At 72.6% G+C, this 24174-nt stretch carries 22 protein-coding genes; 13 read left to right on the top strand and 9 right to left on the bottom strand.

Features of this window, described 5'->3' with window-relative positions:
• Positions 1–131: 131 nt before the first annotated feature.
• Both PGH47_RS06400 and pdxR read right to left on the bottom strand, forming a co-directional pair.
• A complete protein-coding gene (locus PGH47_RS06400; protein WP_271662640.1) occupies positions 132–1706 on the bottom strand; it encodes an alkaline phosphatase D family protein in 1575 nt (524 codons plus the stop codon).
• Between the two features lie 196 nt (positions 1707–1902).
• Positions 1903–3537, bottom strand: coding sequence for a MocR-like pyridoxine biosynthesis transcription factor PdxR (gene pdxR, locus PGH47_RS06395; RefSeq protein ID WP_271662639.1), 1635 nt, complete (start codon positions 3535–3537; stop codon positions 1903–1905).
• A 47-nt stretch (positions 3538–3584) separates the two neighbouring features.
• Between pdxR and PGH47_RS06390 the strand changes: the two genes are divergently transcribed.
• The 10 genes from PGH47_RS06390 (at position 3585) to PGH47_RS06345 (ending at position 13552) form a co-directional block, all read left to right on the top strand.
• On the top strand, positions 3585–4502 hold the full coding sequence (locus PGH47_RS06390; protein ID WP_271662638.1) for a DMT family transporter: 918 nt from the start codon (positions 3585–3587) through the stop codon (positions 4500–4502).
• A 64-nt stretch (positions 4503–4566) separates the two neighbouring features.
• Positions 4567–5061, top strand: coding sequence for a hypothetical protein (locus PGH47_RS06385; RefSeq protein ID WP_271662637.1), 495 nt, complete (start codon positions 4567–4569; stop codon positions 5059–5061).
• A complete protein-coding gene (locus PGH47_RS06380) occupies positions 5045–6007 on the top strand; it encodes a bifunctional lysylphosphatidylglycerol flippase/synthetase MprF (RefSeq protein ID WP_126900188.1) in 963 nt (320 codons plus the stop codon). The genes PGH47_RS06385 and PGH47_RS06380 overlap by 17 nt, the downstream gene beginning before the upstream one ends.
• Positions 6008–6184: 177 nt before the next feature.
• Positions 6185–7324: an acyl-CoA dehydrogenase family protein gene (locus tag PGH47_RS06375; RefSeq protein WP_271662636.1), complete on the top strand. Its 1140-nt coding sequence runs from the start codon at positions 6185–6187 to the stop codon at positions 7322–7324.
• A gap of 71 nt (positions 7325–7395) precedes the next feature.
• Positions 7396–8523: an SDR family oxidoreductase gene (locus PGH47_RS06370; protein ID WP_271667994.1), complete on the top strand. Its 1128-nt coding sequence runs from the start codon at positions 7396–7398 to the stop codon at positions 8521–8523.
• A complete protein-coding gene (locus PGH47_RS06365) occupies positions 8520–9911 on the top strand; it encodes an aspartate aminotransferase family protein (RefSeq protein ID WP_271662635.1) in 1392 nt (463 codons plus the stop codon). Before PGH47_RS06370 ends, PGH47_RS06365 begins: the two co-directional genes overlap by 4 nt.
• A gap of 34 nt (positions 9912–9945) precedes the next feature.
• Positions 9946–10410, top strand: coding sequence for a type II toxin-antitoxin system RatA family toxin (locus PGH47_RS06360; RefSeq protein ID WP_126900184.1), 465 nt, complete (start codon positions 9946–9948; stop codon positions 10408–10410).
• Positions 10382–10945: a flavin reductase family protein gene (locus PGH47_RS06355; protein WP_126900183.1), complete on the top strand. Its 564-nt coding sequence runs from the start codon at positions 10382–10384 to the stop codon at positions 10943–10945. The genes PGH47_RS06360 and PGH47_RS06355 overlap by 29 nt, the downstream gene beginning before the upstream one ends.
• The gene (locus PGH47_RS06350) at positions 10942–12264 is read left to right on the top strand and encodes an NAD(P)/FAD-dependent oxidoreductase (protein ID WP_271662634.1); all 1323 of its coding nucleotides are present in this window, start codon (positions 10942–10944) and stop codon (positions 12262–12264) included. The genes PGH47_RS06355 and PGH47_RS06350 overlap by 4 nt, the downstream gene beginning before the upstream one ends.
• 43 nt (positions 12265–12307) lie before the next feature.
• The gene (locus PGH47_RS06345) at positions 12308–13552 is read left to right on the top strand and encodes a wax ester/triacylglycerol synthase domain-containing protein (protein WP_271662633.1); all 1245 of its coding nucleotides are present in this window, start codon (positions 12308–12310) and stop codon (positions 13550–13552) included.
• Positions 13553–13617: 65 nt separating this feature from the next.
• On the opposite strand, the gene PGH47_RS06340 is transcribed toward PGH47_RS06345, so the two are convergent.
• The 6 genes from PGH47_RS06340 to PGH47_RS06315 all read right to left on the bottom strand — a co-directional run bounded on the left by PGH47_RS06340 (position 13618) and on the right by PGH47_RS06315 (position 20054).
• The gene (locus tag PGH47_RS06340; RefSeq protein ID WP_271662632.1) at positions 13618–14508 is read right to left on the bottom strand and encodes an SAM-dependent methyltransferase; all 891 of its coding nucleotides are present in this window, start codon (positions 14506–14508) and stop codon (positions 13618–13620) included.
• A 52-nt stretch (positions 14509–14560) separates the two neighbouring features.
• On the bottom strand, positions 14561–16105 hold the full coding sequence (locus PGH47_RS06335; RefSeq protein WP_271662631.1) for an ABC1 kinase family protein: 1545 nt from the start codon (positions 16103–16105) through the stop codon (positions 14561–14563).
• 108 nt (positions 16106–16213) lie between these two features.
• On the bottom strand, positions 16214–16855 hold the full coding sequence (locus PGH47_RS06330; protein WP_271662630.1) for a hypothetical protein: 642 nt from the start codon (positions 16853–16855) through the stop codon (positions 16214–16216).
• Between the two features lie 22 nt (positions 16856–16877).
• Positions 16878–17327, bottom strand: coding sequence for an RNA polymerase sigma factor (locus PGH47_RS06325; RefSeq protein WP_229914851.1), 450 nt, complete (start codon positions 17325–17327; stop codon positions 16878–16880).
• Positions 17328–17559: 232 nt separating this feature from the next.
• Entirely contained in the window at positions 17560–19320 is a 1761-nt protein-coding gene (locus PGH47_RS06320; RefSeq protein WP_271662629.1) for an NAD(P)/FAD-dependent oxidoreductase, read from the bottom strand.
• 56 nt (positions 19321–19376) lie between these two features.
• Positions 19377–20054 carry a hypothetical protein gene (locus PGH47_RS06315; RefSeq protein ID WP_271662628.1) on the bottom strand — a complete coding sequence of 226 codons (678 nt, stop codon included), beginning with the start codon at positions 20052–20054 and terminating at the stop codon, positions 19377–19379.
• Between the two features lie 220 nt (positions 20055–20274).
• Here PGH47_RS06315 and PGH47_RS06310 point away from each other — a divergent pair, with 220 nt between their 5' ends.
• From PGH47_RS06310 to PGH47_RS06300, 3 genes are all read left to right on the top strand, one after another.
• Complete coding sequence (locus tag PGH47_RS06310; RefSeq protein WP_271662627.1) at positions 20275–21657, top strand: cation:proton antiporter domain-containing protein; 1383 nt, start codon at positions 20275–20277, stop codon at positions 21655–21657.
• Positions 21658–21752: 95 nt separating this feature from the next.
• Entirely contained in the window at positions 21753–22292 is a 540-nt protein-coding gene (locus tag PGH47_RS06305) for an SRPBCC family protein (protein WP_376053749.1), read from the top strand.
• Positions 22293–22338: 46 nt separating this feature from the next.
• Complete coding sequence (locus tag PGH47_RS06300) at positions 22339–23208, top strand: esterase/lipase family protein (protein ID WP_271662626.1); 870 nt, start codon at positions 22339–22341, stop codon at positions 23206–23208.
• Positions 23209–23221: 13 nt separating this feature from the next.
• Here PGH47_RS06300 and PGH47_RS06295 read toward each other — a convergent pair whose 3' ends face one another.
• A complete protein-coding gene (locus tag PGH47_RS06295; RefSeq protein ID WP_271662625.1) occupies positions 23222–24052 on the bottom strand; it encodes an alpha/beta fold hydrolase in 831 nt (276 codons plus the stop codon).
• Between the last annotated feature and the right edge of the window lie 122 nt (positions 24053–24174).

Below are 24174 nucleotides of genomic sequence, written 5' to 3'. Positions count from 1 at the left end.
GGTTGGCGCACCCGGGCATCAGGGCACCCGGCCCCCGGCCCCCGCGCCCCCGCGCCCCCGACTCCCGACGCACGAGTGCCGCGCACCAGGGGATGACTCAGGTGCGCGGCACTGTCATGAGCGTACGGGAACTACTGGCCGACGCGTCCCGGCTGGAGCACCTGGGTGAACAGCACCGTGCCGTCCTGCTCGCGCAGGCGCACCGTCAGCTCGCCGCTGTGTCCGTCGATGTCGACCTCGCCGAAGAACTGGTAGCCGCCGGCGGGAGAGACGTTCGAGGCGGTCGGCGCCTTCACGAACACCCGCTCCGGGCCGAAGGTGTTGTCGAGGGCGCTGGCCGGGAACGCACCCGCGTTGAGCGGGCCCGACACGAACTCCCAGAACGGCTCGAAGTCCGTGAAGGCCGCCCGCGACGGCTGGTAGTGCTGGGCGGAGGTGTGGTGGACGTCGGCCGTCAGCCACACCGTGCCGGTGATCCGCCGGTGCTTGATGAACCGCAGCAGCTCGGCGATCTGGAGCTCACGGCCGAGCGGGGCACCCGGGTCGCCCTGCGCGACGGCCTCGATGTTCGGCTTGCCGTCGCCGGTGTCCGGCACGACCAGGCCCAGCGGCATGTCGGAGGCGATCACCTTCCACACCGCCCGGGAACGGGACAGCTCGCCCTTGAGCCACTTCAGCTGCTCGGCGCCGAGGATGCCCTGCGCGTCGGTTGTCTGGTCGTCCGTGGAGTTGGCGTTGCGATAGGTGCGCATGTCCAGCACGAACACATCCAGGAGCGGGCCGTGGCGGACCGTGCGGTAGACCCGGCCGTCGGGGCGGCGCAGCGTCGAGATGGGGAAGTACTCCGAGAACGCCTGCCGGGCGCGCGAGGCGAGGACGTCGACGCTCTTCTCCGTGTAGCGGGCGTCGCCGAGGATCTCACCGGGGTACCAGTTGTTGGTCACCTCGTGGTCGTCCCACTGGATGATCGAGGGGACCTGGGCGTTGAACCGCTTCAGGTTGTCGTCGAGCAGGTTGTAGCGGAAGTTGCCGCGGAACTCGGACAGGGTCTCGGCGACCTTGGACTTCTCCTGGGTGGTGATGTTCCGCCAGGTGCTGCCGTCGGGCAGCGCGACGGACGACGTGATCGGCCCGTCGGCGTAGATGTTGTCGCCGCTGCACAGGAAGAAGTCCGGATCCAGCGCGCCCATCGCGTTGTAGATGGTGTAGCCGCCGAAGTCGGGGTTGATGCCCCAGCCCTGGCCGGCCAGGTCGCCGGACCAGAGGAACCTGATGCCGTCGCGGCGCCGTGCCGAGGCGGTGCGGAACCTCCCGGTGACCGGCTCGCCGGTGCGGCGCGGGTCGTCCGGGTCGGCCAGCAGCACACGGTAGTGGATCTGCTCGCCGGACGGCAGGCCGCGCAGCCGGGTCGTGCCGGTGAAGTCGGTGTCCGCGCCGAGCAGCGGGCCGTGCCATCTGCGCGATTTGCGGAACGACTCGGTCGCGGACGTCTCGACGATCATCCGCGCGGGGCGGTCCGAGCGCACCCACACCAGACCCGAGTCGCAGGTCACGTCGCCCGTCTGCACGCCCCACCCCGCCTTGGGGCGGCCCGAGAGGGCGAACGCCGGTGCCGAGCCGAGTGCCGTGGGCAGGGTCAGGGCCGCCGACGCGGCGAGCGAGCCGCGCAGGACGCTGCGGCGGCCCGGGAACGGACGGTGTGACATGGAGGCCTCCAGTGGCGGGATCCGGCCAGTGTGCAGAGCCACAACTACTGGTGCGCCGCAGCGCACACGGAAACCACAAGTGAACAACTGACCGCAAGGGCGGGGGAACCGACCCGGCGGCCGTGTTCAACCCCTGCGTTCCGGCCTCGGTCCCGCCCCGCCGGGCCGGCCGGACCGCCCCCGCGCCCTCGCCTCGTCAGTCCCGCCCCGCCGCGACCGCGCGAGCCATCAGCCGTACGCCGTCCCGGATCCGCGCGGGCGACAGATGGGCGTACCCCAGCACCAGCCGTACGCCCCGCCGCTCGCCCCCGCGCCCGGCACGCGCGTGTGCGTAGTCCGTCAGCGGCCGCACCGCCACTCCGGCCGCGGCCACGCGCGTGAGGAACCGTTCCTCGGGGCCGTACCGCTCCGGCAGCGCGGCGATGACATGCAGCCCCGCGGCGATGCCGGTGACCTCCGCGCCCGGGAAGTGCTCCTCCAGCGCGGCCACGAGGGTGTCGCGGCGCTCCCGGTACGCGCGCTGGCACCGCCGCAGCTGCCGGTCGTAGTCGCCGCGCTCCACGAACCGGGCGAACAACGCCTGATCCAGGGTGGGATGACCGAGGTCCATGGTCCGCTTGCGCTCCACGACGTCCTCCGCCAGCGCCTCCGGTACGAGCAGCCAGCCCAGCCGCAGCCCCGGCGCGAGAGACTTGCTGACCGACCCCGCGTACGCAACGCGCTCCGGATCGAGCCCTTGGAGCGCGCCCACGGGAGCGCGGTCGTAGCGGAAGTCGCCGTCGTAGTCGTCCTCCAGGACGAACCCGTCGACGGACCGCGCCCAGTCGAGGAGTTCGGCGCGGCGGCGGGCGGAGTAGGCGATGCCGGTGGGGAACTGGTGGGCCGGCGTCGTGACGACCGACCGTACGCCCGACTCCCGCAGCGGGCCGACGGCCAGCCCCTCTTCGTCCATGGGCACCGGCACGGTCGCGACGCCCGCTGCGGCGTACAGGGAGTCGTGCTGCGGGCTTCCCGGGTTCTCCACACCGACCTCGCGCATCCCGCGCGCGTGCAGCACGAAACCGAGCACCGTCGTCGCCTGCGACACCCCGGAGACGATCACGATGCGCTCCGGGTCCGCGACGACGCCCCGGCGGCGCGCGAGCAGCTCGGCGAGCGCGGTGCGCAGCCGGGGCAGCCCGCGCGGGTCGGGGTAGCCGAGCTCGTGGTGCGGCAGCTCGGCCAGCACCCCGCGCTGCGCCGCCGCCCACGCGGCACGTGGGAACAGCGACACGTCCGGCGTCCCGGGGACGAAGTCGGCCCGGGACCCCGTGGAGCGCGGCGCGAGGTCACGCGTGCGTGGCCGCGCGGCCCGGACCGCGTCGCCCACCCACGTCCCGGCACCCCGTCCGCTGCGCAGATAGCCCTCCGCCGTCAGCTGCTCGTACGCCTCGGTGATCAGCCCGCGCGAAACCCCGAGGTCGGCGGCCAGATCCCGGCTCGACGGCAGCCGGGTCCCCGGCACCAGCCGTCCCGAGCGCACCGCCTCCCGCAGCGCCGCCTGGAGCGAACGCCCACGCGCGCGTGCCGGCGCCAAGGCGGCCGGCAACAGCAGCTCCCACGCGGGGGACCCGGAGCCCAGGTCCGGGTGAGCCTCCGGTGCGATCGCGGGAGAGCCGGCGTCCAGGTCTTGCTTGGTTTCCGATGCCGTTGCGGGGGACGCGGCGTCCAGGTCTTGCTTGGGATCCGACGCCGTCGTGGGAGGCGCGGCTTCCATGTCCGGATTGGTCTCCGACGCCGTCGCGGGGGACCTGGCGTCCTCCCGGTCCGGATTGGTCTCCGATGCCGTCATGGAAATGGACCTTAATGCGGACCGCGGCGCTTCCTAGCGTCGCTGCCATGAACGCCACCACCACGCGCGGAGCCCTGCTCGCCGCGCTCGCCTGCGTCCTCGTCGGAGGGTCCTTCACCGCCAACAGCCTGCTCGGCGACTACCCCTACGCGGGCGGTCAGTTCCTGCGTTACGGACTCGCGTGCCTGCTGCTCCTGCCGACCGTCGGACCGGGCGCCGGGGCCCGCGTCCGCGCCCTCACACCCCGCCAGTGGTCCCGCCTCGCGCTTCTCGCGGCCCTCGGCATGGTCGGGTTCAACCTCGCCGTCATCGCCGCCGAACGCACCGCCGAACCGGCCGTGCCCGGCGTCTTCGTCGGCTGCGCACCCGTCGTCGTGGCCGTGCTCGTGCCCCTGCTGGAGGGACGCAGGCCCCAACGAGTCGTCCTGAGCGGCGCGTTGCTCGTCGTCGCCGGTGCCTGCACGGTCCAGGGCTGGGGCCGCACCGACGGCACCGGCATCGCCTTCTCGGTGTGCGCGCTGACCGGCGAGGTGGGGTTCGCGGTGCTCGCGGTGCCCGTACTGCGGCCGCTCGGCCCGCGTCTGCTGTCCGCCACCGTGTGCGGCGTCGCGGCCGTCGAGTCCGCGGTGGCCGGGGCGGTGCTCGACGGCGGCGCATGGCTGCGCCGACCCGACGCCACCGAGACCGCGGCCCTGCTGTGGCAGGCGGCGATCGTCACCGTCGTCGGCTTCGTGTGCTGGTACATGGGCATGCAGCGGATCGGCGCCGAACGGGCCACGCTGTTCTCCGGACTCATCCCCGTCGCCGCGGCCTGCACCGCACCCCTCGTCGGCACCGGCTCCTACGGCGTCCCGCAGGCCGTCGGCAGTGCGCTGGTCGGCGCCGGAGTCGCCCTGGGATGCCGTACGCGCCCCTCGCCCCCGCGATACGAGGGGTCGTCTCCCTTGGTGCGTAAACAGGTATGAAAGCCCGTAGGGAAGGAGCCGGAAGAAGTCCGCCCTCGTTTCGCACGCGCATTCCTGGAGCCCTGTGGACGCCAAGAACCGATTCGAGACCAAGACCACCTTCGCATTCTCCCGAATGGAATGGCTGGCCTTTCTGATCGTTTCCCTAGTGCTCGCCTTCCGGCACCTTTCGGAGATCCGCTGGGGCGTGTTCGTGGCGCTTTTCGCGGTGATCGACATCATCGGCTACATCCCCGGTGCGATCGCCCACCGGCGCAGCCCGGACAAGCGCATCGCCCGCGGCTACTACGTGGCCTACAACGTGATGCACAGCCTGGTCACGGCGGGTGTCGTCGCAGGTGCCTGGACCTTGTTCGCCGGGCCGGAATGGGCCCTGCTCGCCCTGCCCATCCATCTCCTGGGGGACCGGGCCCTGTTCGGGAACTCGTTCAAACCCTTCGGTATCGCCTTCGAACCGGAAATCCATCCCGCCTATCGACTCTTCGAGCAGCAGTACCGGATCGCCGCCGCCGAAGAGGCCCGGCGTCAGGAGGAGGGCGCGCATGCCGTCCGTGCTTGACACCCTCACCGAACACAGCGACAACCCCAGTTCCTTTCTCGCCCTGAACAGCGGCAACGAATATTTCCGCGACGGGCCGATCGACGGCGTGTGCGCCTATCGCCGCTCCGGACGCCATGTCCTGCAGTTCGGCGGCCCGTTCACCGCCCCGGAACACCGGGCACGGCTGCTCGACTCCTTCGTGACCCACACCGGACGGCGTCTGGTCGCAGTGCAGCTCCAGCGCGAGGACGCCGAGCTGTACGCAGGGCACGGCTTCACGGTGAACCAGATCGGGGCGTCGTACGCGGTCGACCTGGCCCGGTTCACCCTGCGCGGCTCACGGTTCGTACGGCTGCGGAACAAGATCTCGCGGGCGAGGCGCGCGGGTCTCGAGGTCGCCGAGGTCCAGCCCGGCGACGACTGCGCGGAACTGGACCGGGTGGACGAACCCTGGCTGCGTGAGAAGGGCCGGCACGTCAAGGAACTGCAGTTCCTCGTCGGCCAGCGGACCGGGCCGCTGCAACGCCATCGCCGGCTCTTCGTCGGCCGCATCGCCGGCGAAGCGGTCGGATACATCAACTACTCGCCCGTCTACGGCAGCCGCCCCGGCTGGCTGCACGACCTCAGCCGGCGCAGGCCCGACGCGCCGCCCGGTGTGATGGAGGCGCTCAACGCCACCGTCATGGAACAGCTCGTCGCCGACGGCGCGGCCTGGCTGCACTTCGGCTTCACCCCGTTCACCGGGCTCGACCACGAGCACGAAGTGCCCGGTCACAGCCGGATGTTCGGCCGGTTCGCCCGGCTGCTCGCCGAGCGCGGCAAGGCGATCTACCCCGCCGTGTCCCAGCTCGAGTACAAGGAGAAGTGGGCCCCGCACGCGGTCCTCCCGGAGTACATCGCCTTCCTGGGCAGACCGCGCCTGCCCGCCGTGTGGCAACTCCTGCGCGCCACCAACGCCGTCTGACGCCGCCCGGCACAGCGAGCACGCCCCGCCGTCCGACAACCCGCCGCGTGCGCCGCCGTAGGCCCGAGAGCCCGCCCGTGCCGCCGCGAGCATGAGAGCCCCCCGCGCCGCCGTCAGCCCCCCACCCGCCGCCGTCAGCCCGAAAGCATCCCCCAACCCCCGGAGGACCGCATCCGCATGAGATTTCTCGAGCGTGAACGCACCATCCTGGCCAAGCTGCTGCCCGACCTGGACACCGCCCTGCGCGAGACGCCGCTCATGGAGCTGGAGCGGCCGGGCAGCCCCGGCATCCGGTTCTTCCGGGACAGCGGCGGGCCGGGGCTGCTGGTCCCGGAGAGCCATCAGGGCCGGGGTGCCACGGCGCTGGACGCGGTGCGCGTGCAGCGGGCCATCGGCAGCCGCTCGCCGTCGCTGGCCGTGGCGACGACGATGCACCACTTCTCCATGGCCACGCTCGTCGGTCTCGGCGACCGGGGTGAGGGACAGGGACTTGAGTGGCTGCTGATCGAGGGCGTGGCGGCCGACAACCGCATCATCGCCTCCGGTTTCGCCGAGGGCCGCCGCGGCGCCGGCATCCTGGAGCCGACGATGACCGCCGAGGTCACCGAGGACGGCGTACGCATCAGCGGTGTCAAACGGCCGTGCAGCCTGGCCCGCTCCATGGACGTGCTCACCGCGAGCGTCCTGGTGCCGCGCGAGGACGGACAGGGCGACGAACTCGCGGTCGCCCTCGTGCCCGCCGAGAGCGAGGGCGTCACCGTCAGCGGCTTCTGGTCCAGCGCCTTCCTGGCGGGCGCGGAGAGCGACCAGGTCACGCTCAACGACGTCTTCGTACCACCGGAGTTGCTGCTGCGGACCGCGGCCACCGCCCAAGGCGGCATCGACGAACTCCAGACGGCCGGGCTGATCTGGTTCCAGCTGCTGATGACGGGCAGCTATCTCGGCGCGGCCTCCGCCCTGGTCGAACGGGTGCTGCTGAACGACCGCATCCCCGAGTCCGAACGGGTACGGCTCTTCGTAGAGACCGAGGCGGCGGCCGCCGCGGCCGAGGGCCTCGCCCGCAGCGTCGACGACGGCGACCTCGGCGAGTCCGCGCTCGCCCAGGCGCTCTACGTCCGCTACGGCGTCCAGGACGTCATCGCCCGCGTCGCCCCGCGCGCGGTCGAACTGCTCGGCGGGCTCAGCTTCATGACGTCCGACGAGGTCGGCCAGCTCGCGGCCTGCGCCAACGGCCTCGCCCTGCACCCGCCGTCCCGGGCCAGGATGACCGGCCCGTTCGCCGACTACCTGGCCGACCGGCCGCTCACGATCGCCTGACCGGCGCCGCCACCCACCGACCAGTGCCGGCCGAGACCTGTTGGGGGAGCCCACCCATGCCGAGCGCACCCATGCCGCGACACCTCCCGCGTCCCACCGCCCTGCCCGCCCCGAGTACCGGCGCACGCGACCGTCCGACCCTGCTGCTCACCGGAGGCAGCGGCGTCCTCGGGCGAGCCCTCATCGACGAGCTCGCCGCCGACCACGACCTGCTCTGCCTGGTCCGCAACCGGCCCCTGGGCGACCCGCGGGTACGTGAGCTGCGGGGCGACCTCCTCGCCCCACGCCTCGGCCTGACCCCGCTGGCCTGGCACGAACTCGCCCTTGAGGTCGACGTCGTCCTGCACTCCGCCGCCGAGACCAACTGGCGCATGCGGCCGGCCGACATCGAGCGGACCAACATCCACGGCACCGAGGCCGTGCTCGACCTGGCCGCCCGCGCCGACGCGCCCCTCTACCTGGTCAGCACCGCGTTCGTGGCCAGCGCCCCGAGCGAGGAGGACGCACGGCGCTTCCCAGGAGCCGCCGCCTATCTCGCCTCCAAGACCACGGCCGAGCAACTGGTCCGCAAGGCCGATCTGCCCGGCGCGATCGTGCGCCCCTCCGTCGTCATGGGCGACTCCTCCAGCGGTCGCATCGCCGGCCAGCAGGGTCTTACCAAGACCCTCGGCTCGATGGTCCTGGGGCAGGTGCCGGTGCTGCCGGGCGCGCCGGACGCCCGCGTCGACATGGTCCCGCAGGACTACGTCACCCGAGCCGTCGGCGACCTCGTCCGCGGCGGGGTGAGCAGCGGAGAGTTCTGGCTCACGGCGGGCAAGGAGGCGCCCCGGCTCAGCGAGATCGCCGACATCTGCGCGGAGTTCGCCGTCCGCCGCGGACTGCCCGCACCGCAGCGGCCCCGGCTCATCCCCGTCGAAGCGGTGCACCGGCTGCTGCTGCCCATGCTGGAGGGCACCGCCCTGCCCGAGGCCACGCGCCGCAGGTTCCAGCACTACGCCGAGCTCCTGCTGGTGTTCCAGCGTGAACTCCCCTTCGACACCTCGCTGGGCCGACCGCACTGCGGCACCCGCCTCAGCCACGCCGGCATCCGCGCCGCGCTCGTGCGCAACCTGGAGAGCTGGGCCGACGACCGCCCCGCCCTCCTCACCCGCCACCGCGCCGCCCGCACCGTCACGACCCCGACCGAGGTGGCCTCATGACACGCTCCCCGGACACGACGGCCGTACGGGCAGCGGGAGCGACGCCGCCGCCGACGGCCGTACGCGCGCAGGAGGCCGCCGAACGTGCCGAGGGGGCCACCCCGCCGACGGGGGCCGTGCCGGCGCAGGCATCCGACCCGACCGACCCGGCCCCCCTGACCGACCTCCTCGACCTGTACCTCCGCCACATCGGCTCCGGCCGCGCCGTCATGGGCCGGGTCCTGGGAGGCATGGCCGAGGTGCGGTCCGAAGGCCCATGGATCCACACCGACGACGGCCGCAGGCTCCTCGACTTCGGCGGCTACGGCGTCTTCATCCTCGGCCACCGCCACCCGGCCGTCGTGGCGGCCGTGCACCGGCAGATCGACGCCCATCCACTGGCCAGCCGGGTCTTCCTGGAACCGGTCGCCGCGCGCGCCGCGCAGGCGCTGGCCGCCCACACGCCACCCGGCATGGACTACGTCCACTTCGTCAACTCCGGTGCCGAGGCCACGGAAGCCGCGCTCAAACTGGCCCGCGCGCACGGCCGCAACGCCGTCGTCACCACCCGCAAGGGCTTCCACGGCAAGACGCTCGGCGCCCTCAGCGTCACCGCCAACGCCACCTACCAGACGCCGTTCCAGCCGCTGCTGCCCGACATCGCCCAGGTCGGCTACGGGGACGCCGGCGAGCTGAAGCAGGCGCTGGCCGCCCGCCGCGACAGGGCGTGCGTCATCGTCGAGCCGGTGCAGGGCGAGGGCGGCGTGCACATCCCGGAACCCGGCTACCTCACCGAAGTCGCCGCGCTGTGCCGGGAGTTCGGGGCGCTGCTCGTCGTGGACGAGATCCAGACCGGCATGGGCCGGCTGGGCACCTGGTGGGGCGTGGACGCGGAAGGCGTCCGCCCGGACCTGCTGCTGGCCGGCAAGGGGCTCAGCGGCGGAGTCGTACCGGTCGCCGCGCTGGTCGCCACCGCCGAGGCGTATGCCCCCTTCAGCCGCGACCCCTACCTGCACACCTCCACCTTCGGAGCCTCCCCGATCGCCTGCGCCGCCGCCCTCGCAGCCGTCGAGACCATGGAGCGCGAGGACACCGTGGCCCGCGCGGCGACCCTCGGCGCGCGCATCCTCGCCGGGGTGCGGGACGCCTGTGCGCCGTACCGGGAGATCCTCGTCCGGGACGTGCGCGGACGCGGGCTGCTGATCGGGATCGAGTTCGCCGAGGAACGGGCCGTCGGCGAACTCCTGCTGGAACTCATCACGCGCGGCGTCCTCGTCAACCACTCCCTCAACTCCACCCGGGTGCTGCGCCTGACCCCGCCCGCCGTGGTGGCGGACGACGCGCTCGACCTGTTCTTCACGACCCTCGCCGAGGCCCTGCACACCACGGCCGTCCGTATGGCCGGTTGATCAGGCAACCCCACCCGGGAAGGAACGGAAACCCATGCGTCAAGTGGTCCTGCACGCGATCGCCGACGGCTCGGAACCGGCCGCCGTCTACCACCGCATCACCGACTTCCGCCGCTACCCCGAACTCACCGACACCGTGCGCGAGGTCCGCGTGGACGCGCTTCCCGACGGATCGGTTGTGTCGGACTGGACCGTCTCCTTCCGGGGCGGGCTGATGCGCTGGCGGGAGCGCGACACGTTCGCCCCGGACACGCTCACGCTCACCTTCGAGCAGCTCAGCGGCGACTTCCAGACCTTCGAGGGGAGTTGGCGCTGCGAGCCCTGCGAGGGCGGCACGCTCGTCGTGTTCACCGCCTGCTTCGACCTCGGCATCCCGACCCTGGCGGAGATCCTCGACCCCGTCGCCGAGTCCACCCTGCGGACCAACATCGCCCGCATCCTGGCGGGTCTGGTGGGCGCGGAGGTGATCGATGAGTGCGCCGCCACCGCTCACGGCTGAGTACGCCACCTACCACGACCCCCTGCACGACGACCCCGGCCCCGGCGCCGCCCGCTGTCTCGGCCTCTACGCCAAGCTGGCCGCAGGCGTCACCGTCGTGACCGCGCGCGGCGAGGACGGGCCGCTCGGGATGACGGTGTCCGCCGTGACGTCCCTGTCGGCCCGGCCGCCGCTGCTCCTGGCCTGCCTGCGCGACGGCTCCCGCACCCTCGCCGCCGTCCGGGCCCACGGCGCGTTCGCGGTGCATCTGCTGCGCGAGGAACAGCACGAACTGGCGGGCCGGTTCGCGAACCCGACGGCCCCCGCCGCGGAACGGTTCGCCGGCACGGACATGCGGGAGGTCCTCGGTGTCCCGGTGATCGCGGGCGCGCTGGCCTGGTCGGTGTGCCTGGTGGTGGACGTACGCCGGTACGGCGACCACCACCTGGTCGTCGGACAGGCCGCCGCCGTGCACGTGGGCGGCGGGCGCCCGCTGCTCTGGCACGACCGCCGGTTCCGCTCGCTGCGCGACCTGGTACCGGAGGACACCGGATGACACCGTCGGCGTCCGGCACCCCCGCCTGGGAGCAGCCGGACCTGCCCGCCCGGCCTCCGCTGCACGGCACGGTCACGGCCGACGTGGCAGTGGTCGGGGCCGGTCTGGCGGGCCTCGCCTGCGCCTACCACCTGGCCGAACGCGACCCGGGCCGCGAGATCGTGGTGATCGACGCCGAGGGACCCGCCGCCGGTGCCAGCGGCCGGGGCACGGGTCTGCTGGGCCCGCGCGCGGGGCCCGCGATCGACCGCGCCGTACAGCGTCACGGGCCGTGGGCCGCACGCCGGATGCATCTGGCGAGCGAACGGGCCGTGAAGGAGGTCCTCGACCTGTGCGGGCGGCTCGACGTGCCGTGCGGGCTGCGCCCCGGCGCGCAGATCATGGCGACACGCGCCCCGGCCGGCCTGGCGTCGCTCGGCCGGCGGGCCGGGGCCTACCGTGCGCTGGGCCTGGACGTGCCGGCGCTGTCCGGCGCGCAGGTACGCGCGCGCGTGGGCGTCCCGTACACTGCGGGCCTGCTGCACCGCACCGCCGCCACCCTCGACCCGGCCGCCCTCACCGGCGCCCTCGCCCGTGCCTGCGCCGCCAAGGGCGTGCGGTTCCACGGGCGCAGCCCGCTGCTGGCGGTCCGCGCGGGGGAGCGGGGCGGCTGCGAGCTGGACTTCCCCAACGGCCGGTTGCACGCCGGTCGGGCGGTCCTCGCCGTCAACTCCGCGGCGCCGTCCCTCGGCCTGCCGGTCGGCACGATCGTGCCGCTGGAGGTGTACGCCGTCGCCACCGCGCCCGTGAGCGACGCGGCGTACGAGGAACTCGGCGGGTTCGACGGGTACGCCGTCGTCGACGCCCTGCCGATGGCCCCGTACTTCCGGCCGCTCCCGGACGGCGGGCTGGTGGCCGGCGGCGGCACGGTCACCCTGCCCACCGGACTCGGCACCCCCCGGCTTGTAGCGGCCCGGGAGAAGGCCTGGGCGTGGCTGGGCCGCTGGGTGCGGTCCCTGCACCCCGAGCTGGCCCATCTGCCCGTCACCCACCGCTGGTCCGGCCGCGTCGGCATGACCGGCGACGGGCTGCCGGTGGTAGGTCCCGTCCACGGCCTGCCCGGCGTCTGGTACATCGGCGGCTGCTGCGGCCACGGCCTGGCGATGTCCGTGGCCCACGGAGCACATGTCGCCGCGGCTCTCCTGGGCGACCCGACCCCCGGTGACCCGCTGCCCTGGCACCGTTCCGCCGCCCCGCGCATGCCCGTGCACGGCCCCGCCCGTCCCCTCCTGCGGACCTACCTGGACACCCTCGGCCGCTCCACGCGGCGCACCTGCTGACACCCCGCCCCCCGACACGTTCCACCGACACGGAGGTCCCGCCATGACCCGACGCCCCCTCGGCAGCGACGGCTGCCTGCCGCCGACGCTCCGGATGGGCACCGCGGACGTCGCCTACCACCTGGCCATGCGCGGCAGACCGCTGCCGGTCGCCTTCGTGTTCGGGTTCGGCGGCCGGGCACCGACCCTGGACGCGGTACGCGCGCGCGTGGCCGAACGCGCCCACCGCATCCCGTCGTTGCGCTACCGCATCGAACGGCACCGCCCCGTGTTCCGGCGCGTCGACGGGATCGCCGTGGAGCGCCATGTGCACGAGGTGTGGCTGCCCGAGGACGCCGACGAGGCGGAGGCCGCGCGGCTGATGCTGACCCGGCCCATGAACACGGGCACCCGGCCGCCGTGGGACGTGTGGCTGGTGCACGGCCCGGGCGGCGGCCACAGCCTGTGCTATCGCTCCGACCACGCCGTGCAGGACGGCGTCGGCGCCGCCCACACCGCCCGGGACCTCCTCGACGACCACCCCCAGGGCGGCCCCGCCGCCCACCACGCCTCGTGGCCGACCCGCCGGGGTCTGGTCGAGGCCCTCGGCGACGCCGTGGGCGGCTTCCGCGCCCCCACCGCCAAACCCGCCTTCGACGGGCCGAGCAGCGGCCGCACCACCCTGTGCCGGGCGCACACCCCGCTGGCCAGGCTGCGCGCCATCGGCCGCGCACATGGCGGCACCGTCAACGACGTCTACCTCGCCGCCCTCTCCCACGCCGTGCACACCTGGCACATGAAGGCGACCGGAACACCCCATCCGCCGCTGCCCGTCGCGGTCCCCATGTCGGTCCGGTCGCCGGGGGAGGAGTGCGCCCCCGGCAACCGGATGGTCACCGCCCGGCTCCTGCTGCCCTGTGACGAGCCGTCACCGCGACAGGCCCTCGCCCGGGTGATCGCGGCCACGGCCCAACTGCGCGCGAGGCGCCGCCGCGACGCCGTCCGCCTGCTGCTCGCCGCAACCCCCCGGGCCCTGGGCGCCCGCGTCGGCACCCGCATGGTCAACGGCGACGTCGTCGCCGCACCGGTCAGCAGCGTCAACTTCGGTACCGCGCTCGTCCATCAGGGGGCCGCGTCCCGCAGTGCCGCGGTCTTCGCGGGCGTCGCGGCCGGTATCCGCTGCCTGACGACCCTGACGAGTCAGCACGACACCTCCTGCCTCACGGTCGTGCACGACACCACGCTGGCCACCGCCGACGAACTCCCGGATCTGTGGCTGGCGGCCCTGCTGGAACTGGAGCGCGCGTAGCCGCCGACGGACGCACAGCACAGGAGCCCCGGGCCGCACCGCCCGGGGCTCCTTCGTCGTGCCGGTCACTTCGTCAGCGTGCCCGTGGTCAAGAACGCGCACTTGGCCGCGGCCTCGGTCAGCAGTGGCAGATAGGGGGCGAGCCGCTGGATGACGTACGGCAGCGTGAAGAGATCGGCGACGCCGGCCTCCCAGCCCTGCTCCGCCCACCAGCCCTCGGGGTCCGCGAGCTGCCAGTGCCAGGCGATGCCGGTCGTGGACAGGGCCTCCAGGAAGGGCGCCACGAACGCGGTCGAGGCGGCCTCGGCGTTCACGCACTCCGCACCGAACGTGCTGCCGGGCGCCGAGAGTTGCGTCATCGCGCCGACCACGGACATCACGGCGTCCGGCCGGAGGTGGTACAGAAGCGTCTCGGCCAGCCATGCCGTGGGCCGGCGCGGATCGAAGCCCGCCGCGAGCAGGGCCTCGGCCCAGGACCCGCTCGGGTCGACGCCGACCGTGCTGCGCCGGCCGCAGGTGGGTCGGGTCCCCTCCAGCACGCGGTCCTTGAACTCCAGAACGGCGGGCGCCTCTACCTCGAAGACGTGCACACCGGCCGGCCAGTGCAGCCGGAAGGCACGGGTGTCGAGGCCGGCGCCGAGCAGCACCACCTGGCGGCAGCCCGAGCGGGACGCGGTGACCAGGTACTCGTCGAAGAAGCGGGTACGCACCACGGCCCAGTCGGGCAGCAGCCGTTGCAGCGGCCCGTCACCGGGCGGCCCGCCGGCGAACCGGGCCGCGTGCAGGAATTCCGCGGCCCACGGATCGAGGACGTACGGCGAGTCCCGGCCGCACTCGGCGGCATGCGCGGCGGCCGTCCAGAGCGCCACGCGCGAGAGGCCGTACGACGGTGGGACGCCGTCGGCAAGAGTGCCGTCCGGCACCGAGCCGGGCTGCGGGCTTGCGGACTCGGGCAAGGAGAACCTCCGGTTGGTCAGCGGGTTCACATGAGTGCGGCGGTCACGTCGGTCAGCGGGAGTGGCGGCGGGCGAGCAGGTACGCCAGCGCGCCCAGGGCGACGAGGCCGCCGGAGGGGCGCGTCGGGCGCTGGCCGCCCATCGCGGCGGTGGTACGCGGCTCGTGGACCTGCAACGCGAACTGGCGGTTGGCGATGTCACCGAGCACCCCGCGCATCTGCTCGGGGCTGGTGACGGCGGCGAGCAGCAGCTCCATGGAGTTGCGCGCGAACTGGTGCCGCCCCAGGAACTCGCGGCCCAGCGCGAGGAGGATCTTCGCCACCTCGCCCTGGAACACCTCCGGCAGCGTGATCTCGGGGGCGAGGCAGCGCACCGACCCGTCGAGGTTGGCGAAGGACTTGCCGAGCAGCGAGACCGCCGGCGGCGATCCGATGCCCCGCTTGGTCGCCTTCGCGAGCACGGTCGTGAGGGACACCCCGAAGTTCAGGTCCTCCAGCGACAGATGGGACACCTTGGGCACGAAGGCCGCCATGTCGGCGGTGAACGCGGGCATGTTGGACCACGACGTCACCCGGCCCATCTCGGCCCAGTGGTGCGCGAGCCCGGCGCCGTCGTTCTGTGCCAACGTCATGAACAGCGGCAGCAGTTGCAGACTCGTACGGCGGTCCAGCCGGCCGACCATGCCCCAGTCGATGAGCGTCGCGGGTCCCCCCGGCACGGCGAAGACGTTGCCCGCGTGCGGGTCGGCGTGGAAGACGCGGTGCACGAAGTACCCGTGGTACATGAACCGCAGCAGGTCCTTGCCGATCTCGATGCGCTCGTCGTCGCCGAAGTGGGCGCGGTCGATGTGCCGCACCGACTTCCCCGGGGCCAGCGACTGGACCAGGACCCGGGGGCTCGCGTGCAGCACCCTGGGCACCTCCAGCGTGCGGAAGGACCGCACGTACTGCCGGGCCTCGTCCATGTTGCGGGCCTCGCCGGTGAAGTCCAGCTCCGGCTCCATCGCGTCGAAGACGGAGCCGAGCATCGCCTCGACGTCGATGACCTCGTTGAAGCGCGGCGCGAGTCGGGCCACGATCCGGGCTGCCCGACGCATCAGGGCCATGTCCGCGAGCACGCCCTCACGGATGCCGGGGCGCTGGATCTTGACCACGGCCGGGCGGCCGCCAGGCAGCGTCACCCGGTAGACCTGGGCGAGGGAGGCGGCGCCGAGCGGGGCGACGGTGTCGATGTCGTCGAACCGCAGCTTCCAGTCGGGCCCCAGATCGCCGGCCAGCATGGGTTCGAACGCCGAGAACGGCTGGACGTCCACCTCGTCGTGCAGGTTCTGGAGCTCGTCCCGGATCGACTGCGGCACCATGTCGGGCCGGGTGGAGAGGATCTGACCGAGCTTCACATAGAAGGGGCCGAGGCTCTCCAGAGCGTGCCGCACGGCCTTGGCCCTCCGTTCGTCGGCCGCCGCGCCGCCCTCGGCCGCACCCGCCTGCCCCTGTCTCGTACGTCTGCGCAGCCGCGTGGCCTGCCCGACCTCGTCGGCGACGAGGCTCCCCAGCACCTTGACCACCAGCCGCAGCCGATCCCCGACGACAGAAGCCATCGTGCGTGATCTCCTCAGGTAGAGCGGTTCGCCGAACCGGTCCGGCGACCGGCCCGGCGGATGTACGTGCCGAGCCGGTCCCCGCGAGTCGTGCGGACGTGGGCGCCGTCAGGCCTTGGCCGCCTTGCCGGCCGGGGCCTGAAGCGCCTGGATGAGCTTCGGGATCAGTTCGAGGAGCTGGGCGAGCTGGGCCGGCAGCGCGAGCAGATCGCCCGCACCCTCGGCGGCGTGTCCGACACCGCCCGCCAACTGACCTACACCGCCCGCCAGTTGCCCGATCCCGCCGAGCGCGTTCGCGGCACCGCCGACCGCGGCCAGGGGATTGGCGGCGCCCGCGGCCCCCGCGAGTCCGGAGAGAGCGGCGAGGGGATTGCCGCCCCCCGCGCCGCCTGCCGCCGAGGCGAGCGCGGCAAGCGGGTTCGCGGCGCCCGCACCGGCGGCTCCGGCGAGCGCGGCCAACGGATTTGCCGCCCCGGCCGCGCCCCCGGTCAGCGCCGCCAGCGGATTGCTCGCCGTACCCGTGAGCGCCGCCAGCGGATTCGCGGCGCCCGCGAGCAGCGCGGCGGGGTTGGCGGCGCCGGCCAGGGCCGCCAGGGCGTTCACCGGGATTCCGGCCAGGGCCTCGACGGAGCCGGTGGCGGACGACGACTTCTCGGGCCGGTTGAGAATGTCGTCGAAGGCCTCCTTTCCGCTGTCCGCCATATTGCCCATGAGGTCCTTGAGGATGTCCTGCATGTTTTTGTTGGACATGATCGAGTTTCCCTTCGTTTGATTATCCCGTGGCGTCTTCCATGGCCTTCACGCAGGCCGTTCTGAGGCGTGCCCGCCCTCTGGTGAAAGCAGCCTCGGCTGCCTTGAGGGAGATGTTGTGCATTCGGGCGAATTCCGCCGTGGAAATTCCCTCGGACCGGGCGAGTATTACTTCCTGCTCACGCCCTCTCAGCTGCCGGACCTGGTTGAGCAGCCATTTGCCGAACTCCTCGTCGCAGACGTCCTCCTCGGTCGTCCCGGGGTCGTCCAAGAAGGCCGTCCGTTGTAACAGGCGTCTGCGTCGTTCCAGGTCACGATAGAAATCCGTGCACAGGCGCAACGCCACGGAGGTGAGGAAGGGCCCCAGTCGGCTGCCGTCCAGGGCGGAGTGCGCGGCCGCCCTGGCCAGCGTCTCCTGCACGCAGTCCTCGGCGTCCTGATGGCTCGGGAGTCGTCGTCGGACCAGCCGCATGAGGCGGTCCCGGTGCTGGGATATGTCATCCCAGGAGCATTGGGCGGGCAAGGGGCAGGAGGGATTTCGCGCCATATGGAATGCAGCCCGTAGTCTCTCGTTCGAGCAGGGGGAATGGTGGCCCAATTCAGATTTGGGGCCCAATTTTTTTCCTACCCGAGGTGCCGAGGTGGCAAACCGTAAATCTTTCTTGCGGAATGCGCGGGAATGACTTTCCGCGCACATACCGCTCTTATTTTCGGGAGGGAGTCTCCCGGCGCGTCCAGTCGCGGTTCCAGTTGACCCACATGTCCCGCACGGTCTGCTGCACCAGGGAGGAGCCGCGCCGCACGTCGGTGGTGAGGGCCTGGACCGCCTCCTTGCCGACGAGCCGCGCACCTCCGGTGAAGTACGTCCCCCGCACGTGCTGGGGCGAGCGGAACCTGCCCCACAGCAGGATCCGCATCAGCGGCCAGAGCGTGAACACCCCGGAGGGGCAGCGGTCCTGGGGGTCGAGCGTGCCCCACACCGCCGGGCACAGCCCGCTCTCCCGCAGCAGGTCGAAGATGCGCGTGACTGCCTGATCCTTCGTCAGGTCACCGCTTCCATAGGCGAGTACGACGTCCCGGGCCTGCTCGAAGAGCTGCCCGACCCAGGGATTGTCGACGCCCTGAAGACCCCGATAGGGCGCCGTCTCCAATGCCGAGAACGACGCCGGATCACCCGTTTTCTCGAATGCCACCGCCGCCTGGTTCTGCGCGTTCGTCCCGTACAGCGTGGTGATGGTCCACACCCGGTTCCACGCGTTCCACAACTCGAAGTCGTCGAACGAGACATAACTGCACGAGACCAGGTCGTCGTAGAACCGGAACATGCGCTTGATCCACTGCTCCAGATACCCGAACCGGGCGGTGTCGAAATCGTCCTCGCGCACCGCGTCGATGATCCGGTGGCTCAGCGCGTTGAGTGCCATCACCGTGACCGCGAGCCCGCTGGAGAACAGTGGGTCGATGAAATCGCTGGCGTGCGGCAGCAGGCACCACCGGTCGCCGACCACCGACCGCGACGAGAACTGCGTCCGGTCGGTCGACACGTACGGCCGCACCGCCCGGGCCCCCTCGAACTGCCGAGCCACACTGGGGAACTTGCGGACATGGCGCCAGAACTCCTCCTCCGCGGACACCCCCTCGGGACGCGGATGGCGGTCCAGATCGAGATTGATCCCGACGCTGCACAACTCGCTCGTGCCGGCACTGTGGTTGTCGAACGGAATGACCCAGAACCAGCCGCCCTGGAAGAGATGGTGCAGCGTGCCCTGGCTGAACGGGCTGGGCATCCCGTGCTGTTCGCGCGGCGGCGCGACGGAGTCGAAGGGGCGCACGTTCACCATGTGCGTGAAGATGGTGCGCGAGCGCGTCCGGTACGGCGGCTCCTGCCGCAGCCCCAGCCGCTCCGGCAGCAGCGCGCGCATACCGCCGGCGTCGACGACGTACGACGCCTGGAAGGTGCCCTTCTCCCTGGTGACCAGGGTGACGCCGTCCTCGTCGAACTTCACGTCGTCCACGACGGTGTGGGTGTGGGCGGTCGCGCCGTACGAGACGGCGACATGGAACATGTAGGCGTCGACGTCCTGCCGCAGATAGTGCGAGTCGGGCCCGAGCGGCGGCCCCCAGGTGGGGTACTGGGTGCACTCCTCGGCGCGGGTGGGCTCTCCCTCGCGGTGATAGACGAAACTGAAGTTGCGCTTGACCCCGCAGTTCGACGACACATGGCGGCGCAGGGCCCCGTTGGTCGCGAGGTGCTCGATCTCCGGGACGTCGTAGCGGCGGGCCAGGACCCGCAGGCCGAAAGTGGTCTCGGGGACGGTGGACTCTCCGATGGCGAACCGGGGGTGACCGCTTCCCTCCAGAAGCAGCACCCGCACGCCGTGGCGGGCGAGGATCGCCGCCAGCATCGTCCCTCCGATGCCGCCTCCGACGATGGCGACATCGAAAACACGCTGGTCGTCTTGCACGTCTTCGTCCTTTCGCGACGGGAAATGCGCTGTGCCGAGCCGGTGCCCGGCGGCCGTCAGACCGCCGGTGGGCCCGGCAGTGCCCGGCGCAGCCCGCAGGCGGCCACCCGGGCGGAGAACGACAGGGCGAACCAAGGAGTGGGCGCGAGCGCGGCCAACCGCCCCCGCTCGCCCGGCAGTCGACGGCCACCGCGTCCGGTGATGTCGAGCCAGGCCCCGAAGTGCAGCAGCCGCGTCTCCGGCCCCGCGTGCCGCGCAGGCCGGGGCCGCATGTGCTCACGGACCGCCCGGGTCAGCGCCGCGCGGCGCGCGTCGTCCACCCCGTGCCCGGCCAGGAAGCGGTCGAGCAACGCGGCCGAACGGCCCGGGAATCCGCCCCGCAGCGACGCGCCACCCCCGGTCAGCCCGGAGTCGTGGAACGCCGTCGCGACGAACAGCCCCGCCCGGTCGTAGTGGATCCCGCGGGTGCGCGCGTAGGCGTCGGCCAGCAGGAACGTACGCAGCGAGTGCAGCGCCGTGCGCGGCGGCACGAGGACGTGCAGTTCGCGCAGCGCCGCCGCCACCAGCCGGTCGCCGAGCAGCCCCGACACCGACGGCTCCGCGAGCAGCGGACGCCACGCCCGCGGTGCCGAAGCGGACGGACCGCCCTCGTGCGGACCGGGGTCCCGCACTTCGTGCGGATGCGCGGACATGTCGTGCTGGTGCGCCGAAATGCCGTGCGGGTCGGCGGACATGACGAACTCCTCTCGCATATGCGATGTGCCGGTTGCGCCTGTCTCCTCTCTTTACGCCCGAACCGGGCATCCCCCTGCCCCTGTTCCGCCATCGCCCGGACCTTGGCCGATCTTCGCCCTCGGGCCCTCGAACGCGGATGCGGCGGGCGCGAACCCGGCGAACGAGGGGCAGGGATCCCCGCACTGACCAGCCGCCACCGCGCTCGACAAGGAGCCGCCCGTGAAGGCCAGTACCGCCCACCCCTCCGAAGCCGCAGCCGCCGTCGCCCCGCGCCGAATGCTCCTGGGGTACGGCGCGTTCGTCGCGATACCCGTCGGTGTGACGGCGCTCATCCTCGCCTCGGTCGGCTACACGGGCCCCGCGGGCCACGCGCCCGCCGACTCCGGCGCAGTACCCCTGTACCGGATCCTCGGTGTCCTCGCCCTGGTCACCGCCTGCGCCGCCTGGGCCGGTGCGATGGCCCGGCGCATCGGACAGCCGCGCGTGGTCGGGGAGATCGCCGTCGCGCTGCTGCTCGGCCCCTCGGTGTTCGGCGCGCTCCTGCCGGACGCGCAGCGCCGGCTGCTGCCGCCCGAGGTGTTCCCGTTCCTCAACACCCTCGGCCAACTCGGCGTCACCCTCTTCATGTTCACCGTGGGACGCGAACTCTCGCTGACCGCGCTGCGCCGGGACGGTCTGTCCGCATCAACGCTTATCGGCCATTCCGGCATCGCCATCCCTTTTCTGACCGGTGTGCTCGTCGCCCTGGCCCTGCCGGACGGCTACCGGCCCGACGGGGTGGGCGCCGTGCCGTTCGTGCTCTTCATGGGACTGACCCTGAGCATCACGGCCGTACCCGTGCTGGCCCGGCTGCTCGTCGACGAGGGCAGGCTCAACACCCGGCTCGGCACCCTCGCGATGGCCTCGGCGAGCGTCGCCGACGTCACGGCCTGGTGCCTGCTGGCCCTCGTCCTGGCGATCGCGAGCGGCGGTTCGCTGACGGCCGCGGCCGTGACGGTCGGCTGGGTCGTCCTCTTCGGCCTCGTCGTGTGGTGCGTCGTACGCCCGCTGCTCGTGCGCCTCCTCGGCACGCGGCGCCCCGAGGGCCCGATGGCCGCGGCCCGCACGGCCTCCATCGTCCTCGTGACCGTCCTGCTGTGCGCGCTCGCCACCGAACAGATCGGTGTGCACGCGCTGTTCGGGGCCGTGGCCGCCGGCCTCGTCATGCCGCGCACGGAGGCGGTGGAGCAGATCGCCTGGCGCGTGGAGGGGCTCACCAGTTGGATGCTGCTGCCGTCGTTCTTCATGGCCGTCGGTCTGAGCACCCGGCTCGGCGCGGTGGACGGCGCGATCGGCTGGTTGATCTGCCTTGCTGTGCTGGCCGCCGCGGCGGCGTCCAAGTTCGTCGCCACCGTGGTGCCCGCCCGCCTGCTGCGCTTCTCGTGGCGGGAGTCGGCGCAGCTCGGCGCGATGATGAACTGCCGCGGCCTGACCGAACTGATCATCCTCAACACCGGACTCGCGGCCGGACTGCTCTCGCCCGCCCTGTTCGCCATGCTCGTCGTCATGGCGCTCGCCACCACCGCCATGACGGGACCGCTGCTTCGGCTCATGGACGACTGACCCGGCGTGAGACGAGGAGACCCGCGCGCCGGGCGTGCTCTCCGGCTCCCCGTTCGGCGGAGTTGCCGTACCCGGGGACCGGGCAGCCAGACATCGTGATCACCGTTCTGAATGTGCACGAACGCTGCCTCCCCGCACCCCTGGAGGACGTCGGCGCCCTGATCGACCGCCTGGGCGGCGCGGAGGACCGGCTGTGGCCGCCCGACTGGCCACCGGTGCGCTTCGACGGGCCGCTGGCCGTCGGGGTGGCCGGCGGCCACGGTCCGGTGCGCTATGTGGTGAGCCACTATGTGCCGGGCCACTGGGTGCGCTTCCGGTTCACCGGGCCGCGCGGATTCGACGGCTTCCACGAGTTCAGCGTCGAACCCCTCGGCGACGGGCGCACGGTGCTGCGCAACACCCTCGTCGTGCGCCCGCGCGGTGTGCGCTGGCTGGGCTGGTTGCTGTTCTTCCGGCCGTTGCACGACGCGGCCTTCCGGCACAGCCTGGACTGCGCCGAGCGCTCGCTGACCGGCCAGGTGGCGTGCCCGGTGCAGTGGGGGTGGTACGTCAGCCTGCTGCGCGCCGCGAGCGCCCGCCGGATGCCCCGGCCGGCCGGCCGACGCGGATCAGGGGAGCCGCGGCCGGGACCGTAAGACCGGGAGGACGAAGGAAGGCCGCGCACAGGAAGGACGGACCGCCGTGAGTTTCCCGCAGCCCAGGATCCCCGGCATCAACACCGACGACATCACCACCGACGTCACCGAGGCACCGCACCGGGCGGCCGGACTCGGCCGGGCCGTTGTCGCCGGAGTCGTCGCCACCGTCGACGTGGAGGCGGGGGAGGACGACTGGAACCTGCCGCTGACCGAGGAACATCCGCGCCCGGTGGTGCTCGTGCACGGCACGTTCGGCAACCGCGGCTACACCTGGACCGACGCCACCCCGCTGCTGCGGCGCGCGGGCCACCGCGTCTTCCGCCTCGACTACGGCCGCCATCTGCACCCCGTGCTCTTCGGGCTCGGCGACATCAGGGCGTCGGCACGGCAACTCGCCGAGTTCGTCGAGGAGGTGCTGCGCCGCACCGGCGCCGCCCAGGTGGACCTCGTCGGCTTCTCGCAGGGCGGCATGATGCCCCGCTACTACCTCAACGCCCTCGGGGGCGCCCCCAAGGTGCACAACTTCGTCGGCATCGCCCCGAGCAACCACGGCGTCACCGCCCAGGGCCTGATGAACCTCGCGCGTCAGATCCCCGGCGCCAGGGACCTCGTGGAGCAGGGCGCCGTGGGCACCGTCGTCCCGGCCTGGCCGCAGCTCCAGCACGACCACCCCTTCCAGCGGGAACTCGCCGACCTGGGCGAGACCGCGGAGGGCGTGCGGCACACGGTGATCGCGACGAGCCACGACGACGTGGTCACGCCGTACACCTCGTGCGCGCTCGCCGGGGCCGAGGGCAGCCATGTCAGGAACGTGGTCCTCCAGGACCTCGACCCCGAGGACCGCACCGCGCACGTCGCCATGCCCTACAACCCGACCGTGCTGAAGGCGGTACTGGAAGCCCTGGCCGAGTGACCCCGCGGCCCGCTCAGCGGCTGCCGTCGAGCAACACCCGGGCGACCAGGGCCGGATCGTCGCTCATCGGCACATGGCCGCAGCCGGGCAGGCGCACCAGCCGGGCCCGGGGGATGATCCGCTTCGCCCGGACGCCCTGCCGGGGTATCAGCAGCCGGTCCTTGCTGCCCCACGCCACGGTGACCGGGATCCCCGACACGTCATCGGTGAACTGCACCTCCCGGCCGGAGCGGAGAGTCTCGAAGAAGCCCTCCGCGCGGGCCAGCCCGACCGTCTCGGCGACCACGGACTCGGGCGAACGGCGGCCGGGGCGGGCGTAGATGGTGCTCGTCAGGGTGGCACGGCCGGCCGCGGAGCGGGACAGCCACTCGACGAGCGGCAACGGCATGCGCTCGGCCGTTCGCCGCATCCCGGTCAGGACGGTGAAGGCGTACTGCCGCTCCAGCTGCGACCAGAACCCGGCCGGCGACAGGGCCGTGACCGAGCGCGCGAGGTTCGCGCGGCCCAGGTCCAGGGCCAGCAGACCGCCCAGCGAGTTGCCCGCGACATGCGGCCGCTCCAGCTCCAGGGCCTCGCACAGCGCCCCGAGCACGACGCTCATCGACGCCAGGTCGTGCCCCAGCCCGTCCGGCAGCGCGGGGGACTCACCGCACCCCGGCAGGTCCACGGCGATCACGTCGCGCTCACCCTGGAGGACGGGTACCACCGGGTCCCACACCTGACGGTGGTGGCCGATGCCGTGCAGCAGGAGCAGCGGTTCGCCGGTGCCCACGCGCTCGTAGGCGAGGGTCATGCTCTGCGGGCCGTGCGAGGTCGGGACTTTGAAGGAGACGGTGGCGGACATGCTGCTCCTAGTCGGGGCTCACGGACTGGGCGTCGTGTAGACAGCTTGTCAGCAATTACTACCGACGGGTAGCCCCTGGCGGAGAGCCCTGCCCGCCGCGGCGATTTCGCCTGGACAGGGCC

The sequence above is a fragment of the Streptomyces sp. HUAS 31 genome (genome assembly GCF_028198125.1).
Classification (GTDB): Bacteria; Actinomycetota; Actinomycetes; order Streptomycetales; family Streptomycetaceae; genus Streptomyces; species Streptomyces chartreusis.
The sequence above is the reverse complement of the archived record's forward strand: the minus strand, read 5'-3'. Positions and strand labels throughout refer to the sequence as shown.

Excerpts from the sequence above, each read along its gene's own strand:
- PGH47_RS06400 (WP_271662640.1), bottom strand. The coding sequence starts at position 1,706 with ATGTCACACCGTCCGTTCCCGGGCCGCCGCAGCGTCCTGCGCGGCTCG.
- pdxR (WP_271662639.1), bottom strand. The coding sequence starts at position 3,537 with ATGACGGCATCGGAGACCAATCCGGACCGGGAGGACGCCAGGTCCCCC.
- PGH47_RS06390 (WP_271662638.1), top strand. The coding sequence starts at position 3,585 with ATGAACGCCACCACCACGCGCGGAGCCCTGCTCGCCGCGCTCGCCTGC.
- PGH47_RS06380 (WP_126900188.1), top strand. The coding sequence starts at position 5,045 with ATGCCGTCCGTGCTTGACACCCTCACCGAACACAGCGACAACCCCAGT.
- PGH47_RS06375 (WP_271662636.1), top strand. The coding sequence starts at position 6,185 with ATGAGATTTCTCGAGCGTGAACGCACCATCCTGGCCAAGCTGCTGCCC.
- PGH47_RS06370 (WP_271667994.1), top strand. The coding sequence starts at position 7,396 with ATGCCGCGACACCTCCCGCGTCCCACCGCCCTGCCCGCCCCGAGTACC.
- PGH47_RS06365 (WP_271662635.1), top strand. The coding sequence starts at position 8,520 with ATGACACGCTCCCCGGACACGACGGCCGTACGGGCAGCGGGAGCGACG.
- PGH47_RS06360 (WP_126900184.1), top strand. The coding sequence starts at position 9,946 with ATGCGTCAAGTGGTCCTGCACGCGATCGCCGACGGCTCGGAACCGGCC.
- PGH47_RS06355 (WP_126900183.1), top strand. The coding sequence starts at position 10,382 with ATGAGTGCGCCGCCACCGCTCACGGCTGAGTACGCCACCTACCACGAC.
- PGH47_RS06350 (WP_271662634.1), top strand. The coding sequence starts at position 10,942 with ATGACACCGTCGGCGTCCGGCACCCCCGCCTGGGAGCAGCCGGACCTG.
- PGH47_RS06345 (WP_271662633.1), top strand. The coding sequence starts at position 12,308 with ATGACCCGACGCCCCCTCGGCAGCGACGGCTGCCTGCCGCCGACGCTC.
- PGH47_RS06335 (WP_271662631.1), bottom strand. The coding sequence starts at position 16,105 with ATGGCTTCTGTCGTCGGGGATCGGCTGCGGCTGGTGGTCAAGGTGCTG.
- PGH47_RS06330 (WP_271662630.1), bottom strand. The coding sequence starts at position 16,855 with ATGTCCAACAAAAACATGCAGGACATCCTCAAGGACCTCATGGGCAAT.
- PGH47_RS06325 (WP_229914851.1), bottom strand. The coding sequence starts at position 17,327 with ATGCGGCTGGTCCGACGACGACTCCCGAGCCATCAGGACGCCGAGGAC.
- PGH47_RS06315 (WP_271662628.1), bottom strand. The coding sequence starts at position 20,054 with ATGTCCGCCGACCCGCACGGCATTTCGGCGCACCAGCACGACATGTCC.
- PGH47_RS06295 (WP_271662625.1), bottom strand. The coding sequence starts at position 24,052 with ATGTCCGCCACCGTCTCCTTCAAAGTCCCGACCTCGCACGGCCCGCAG.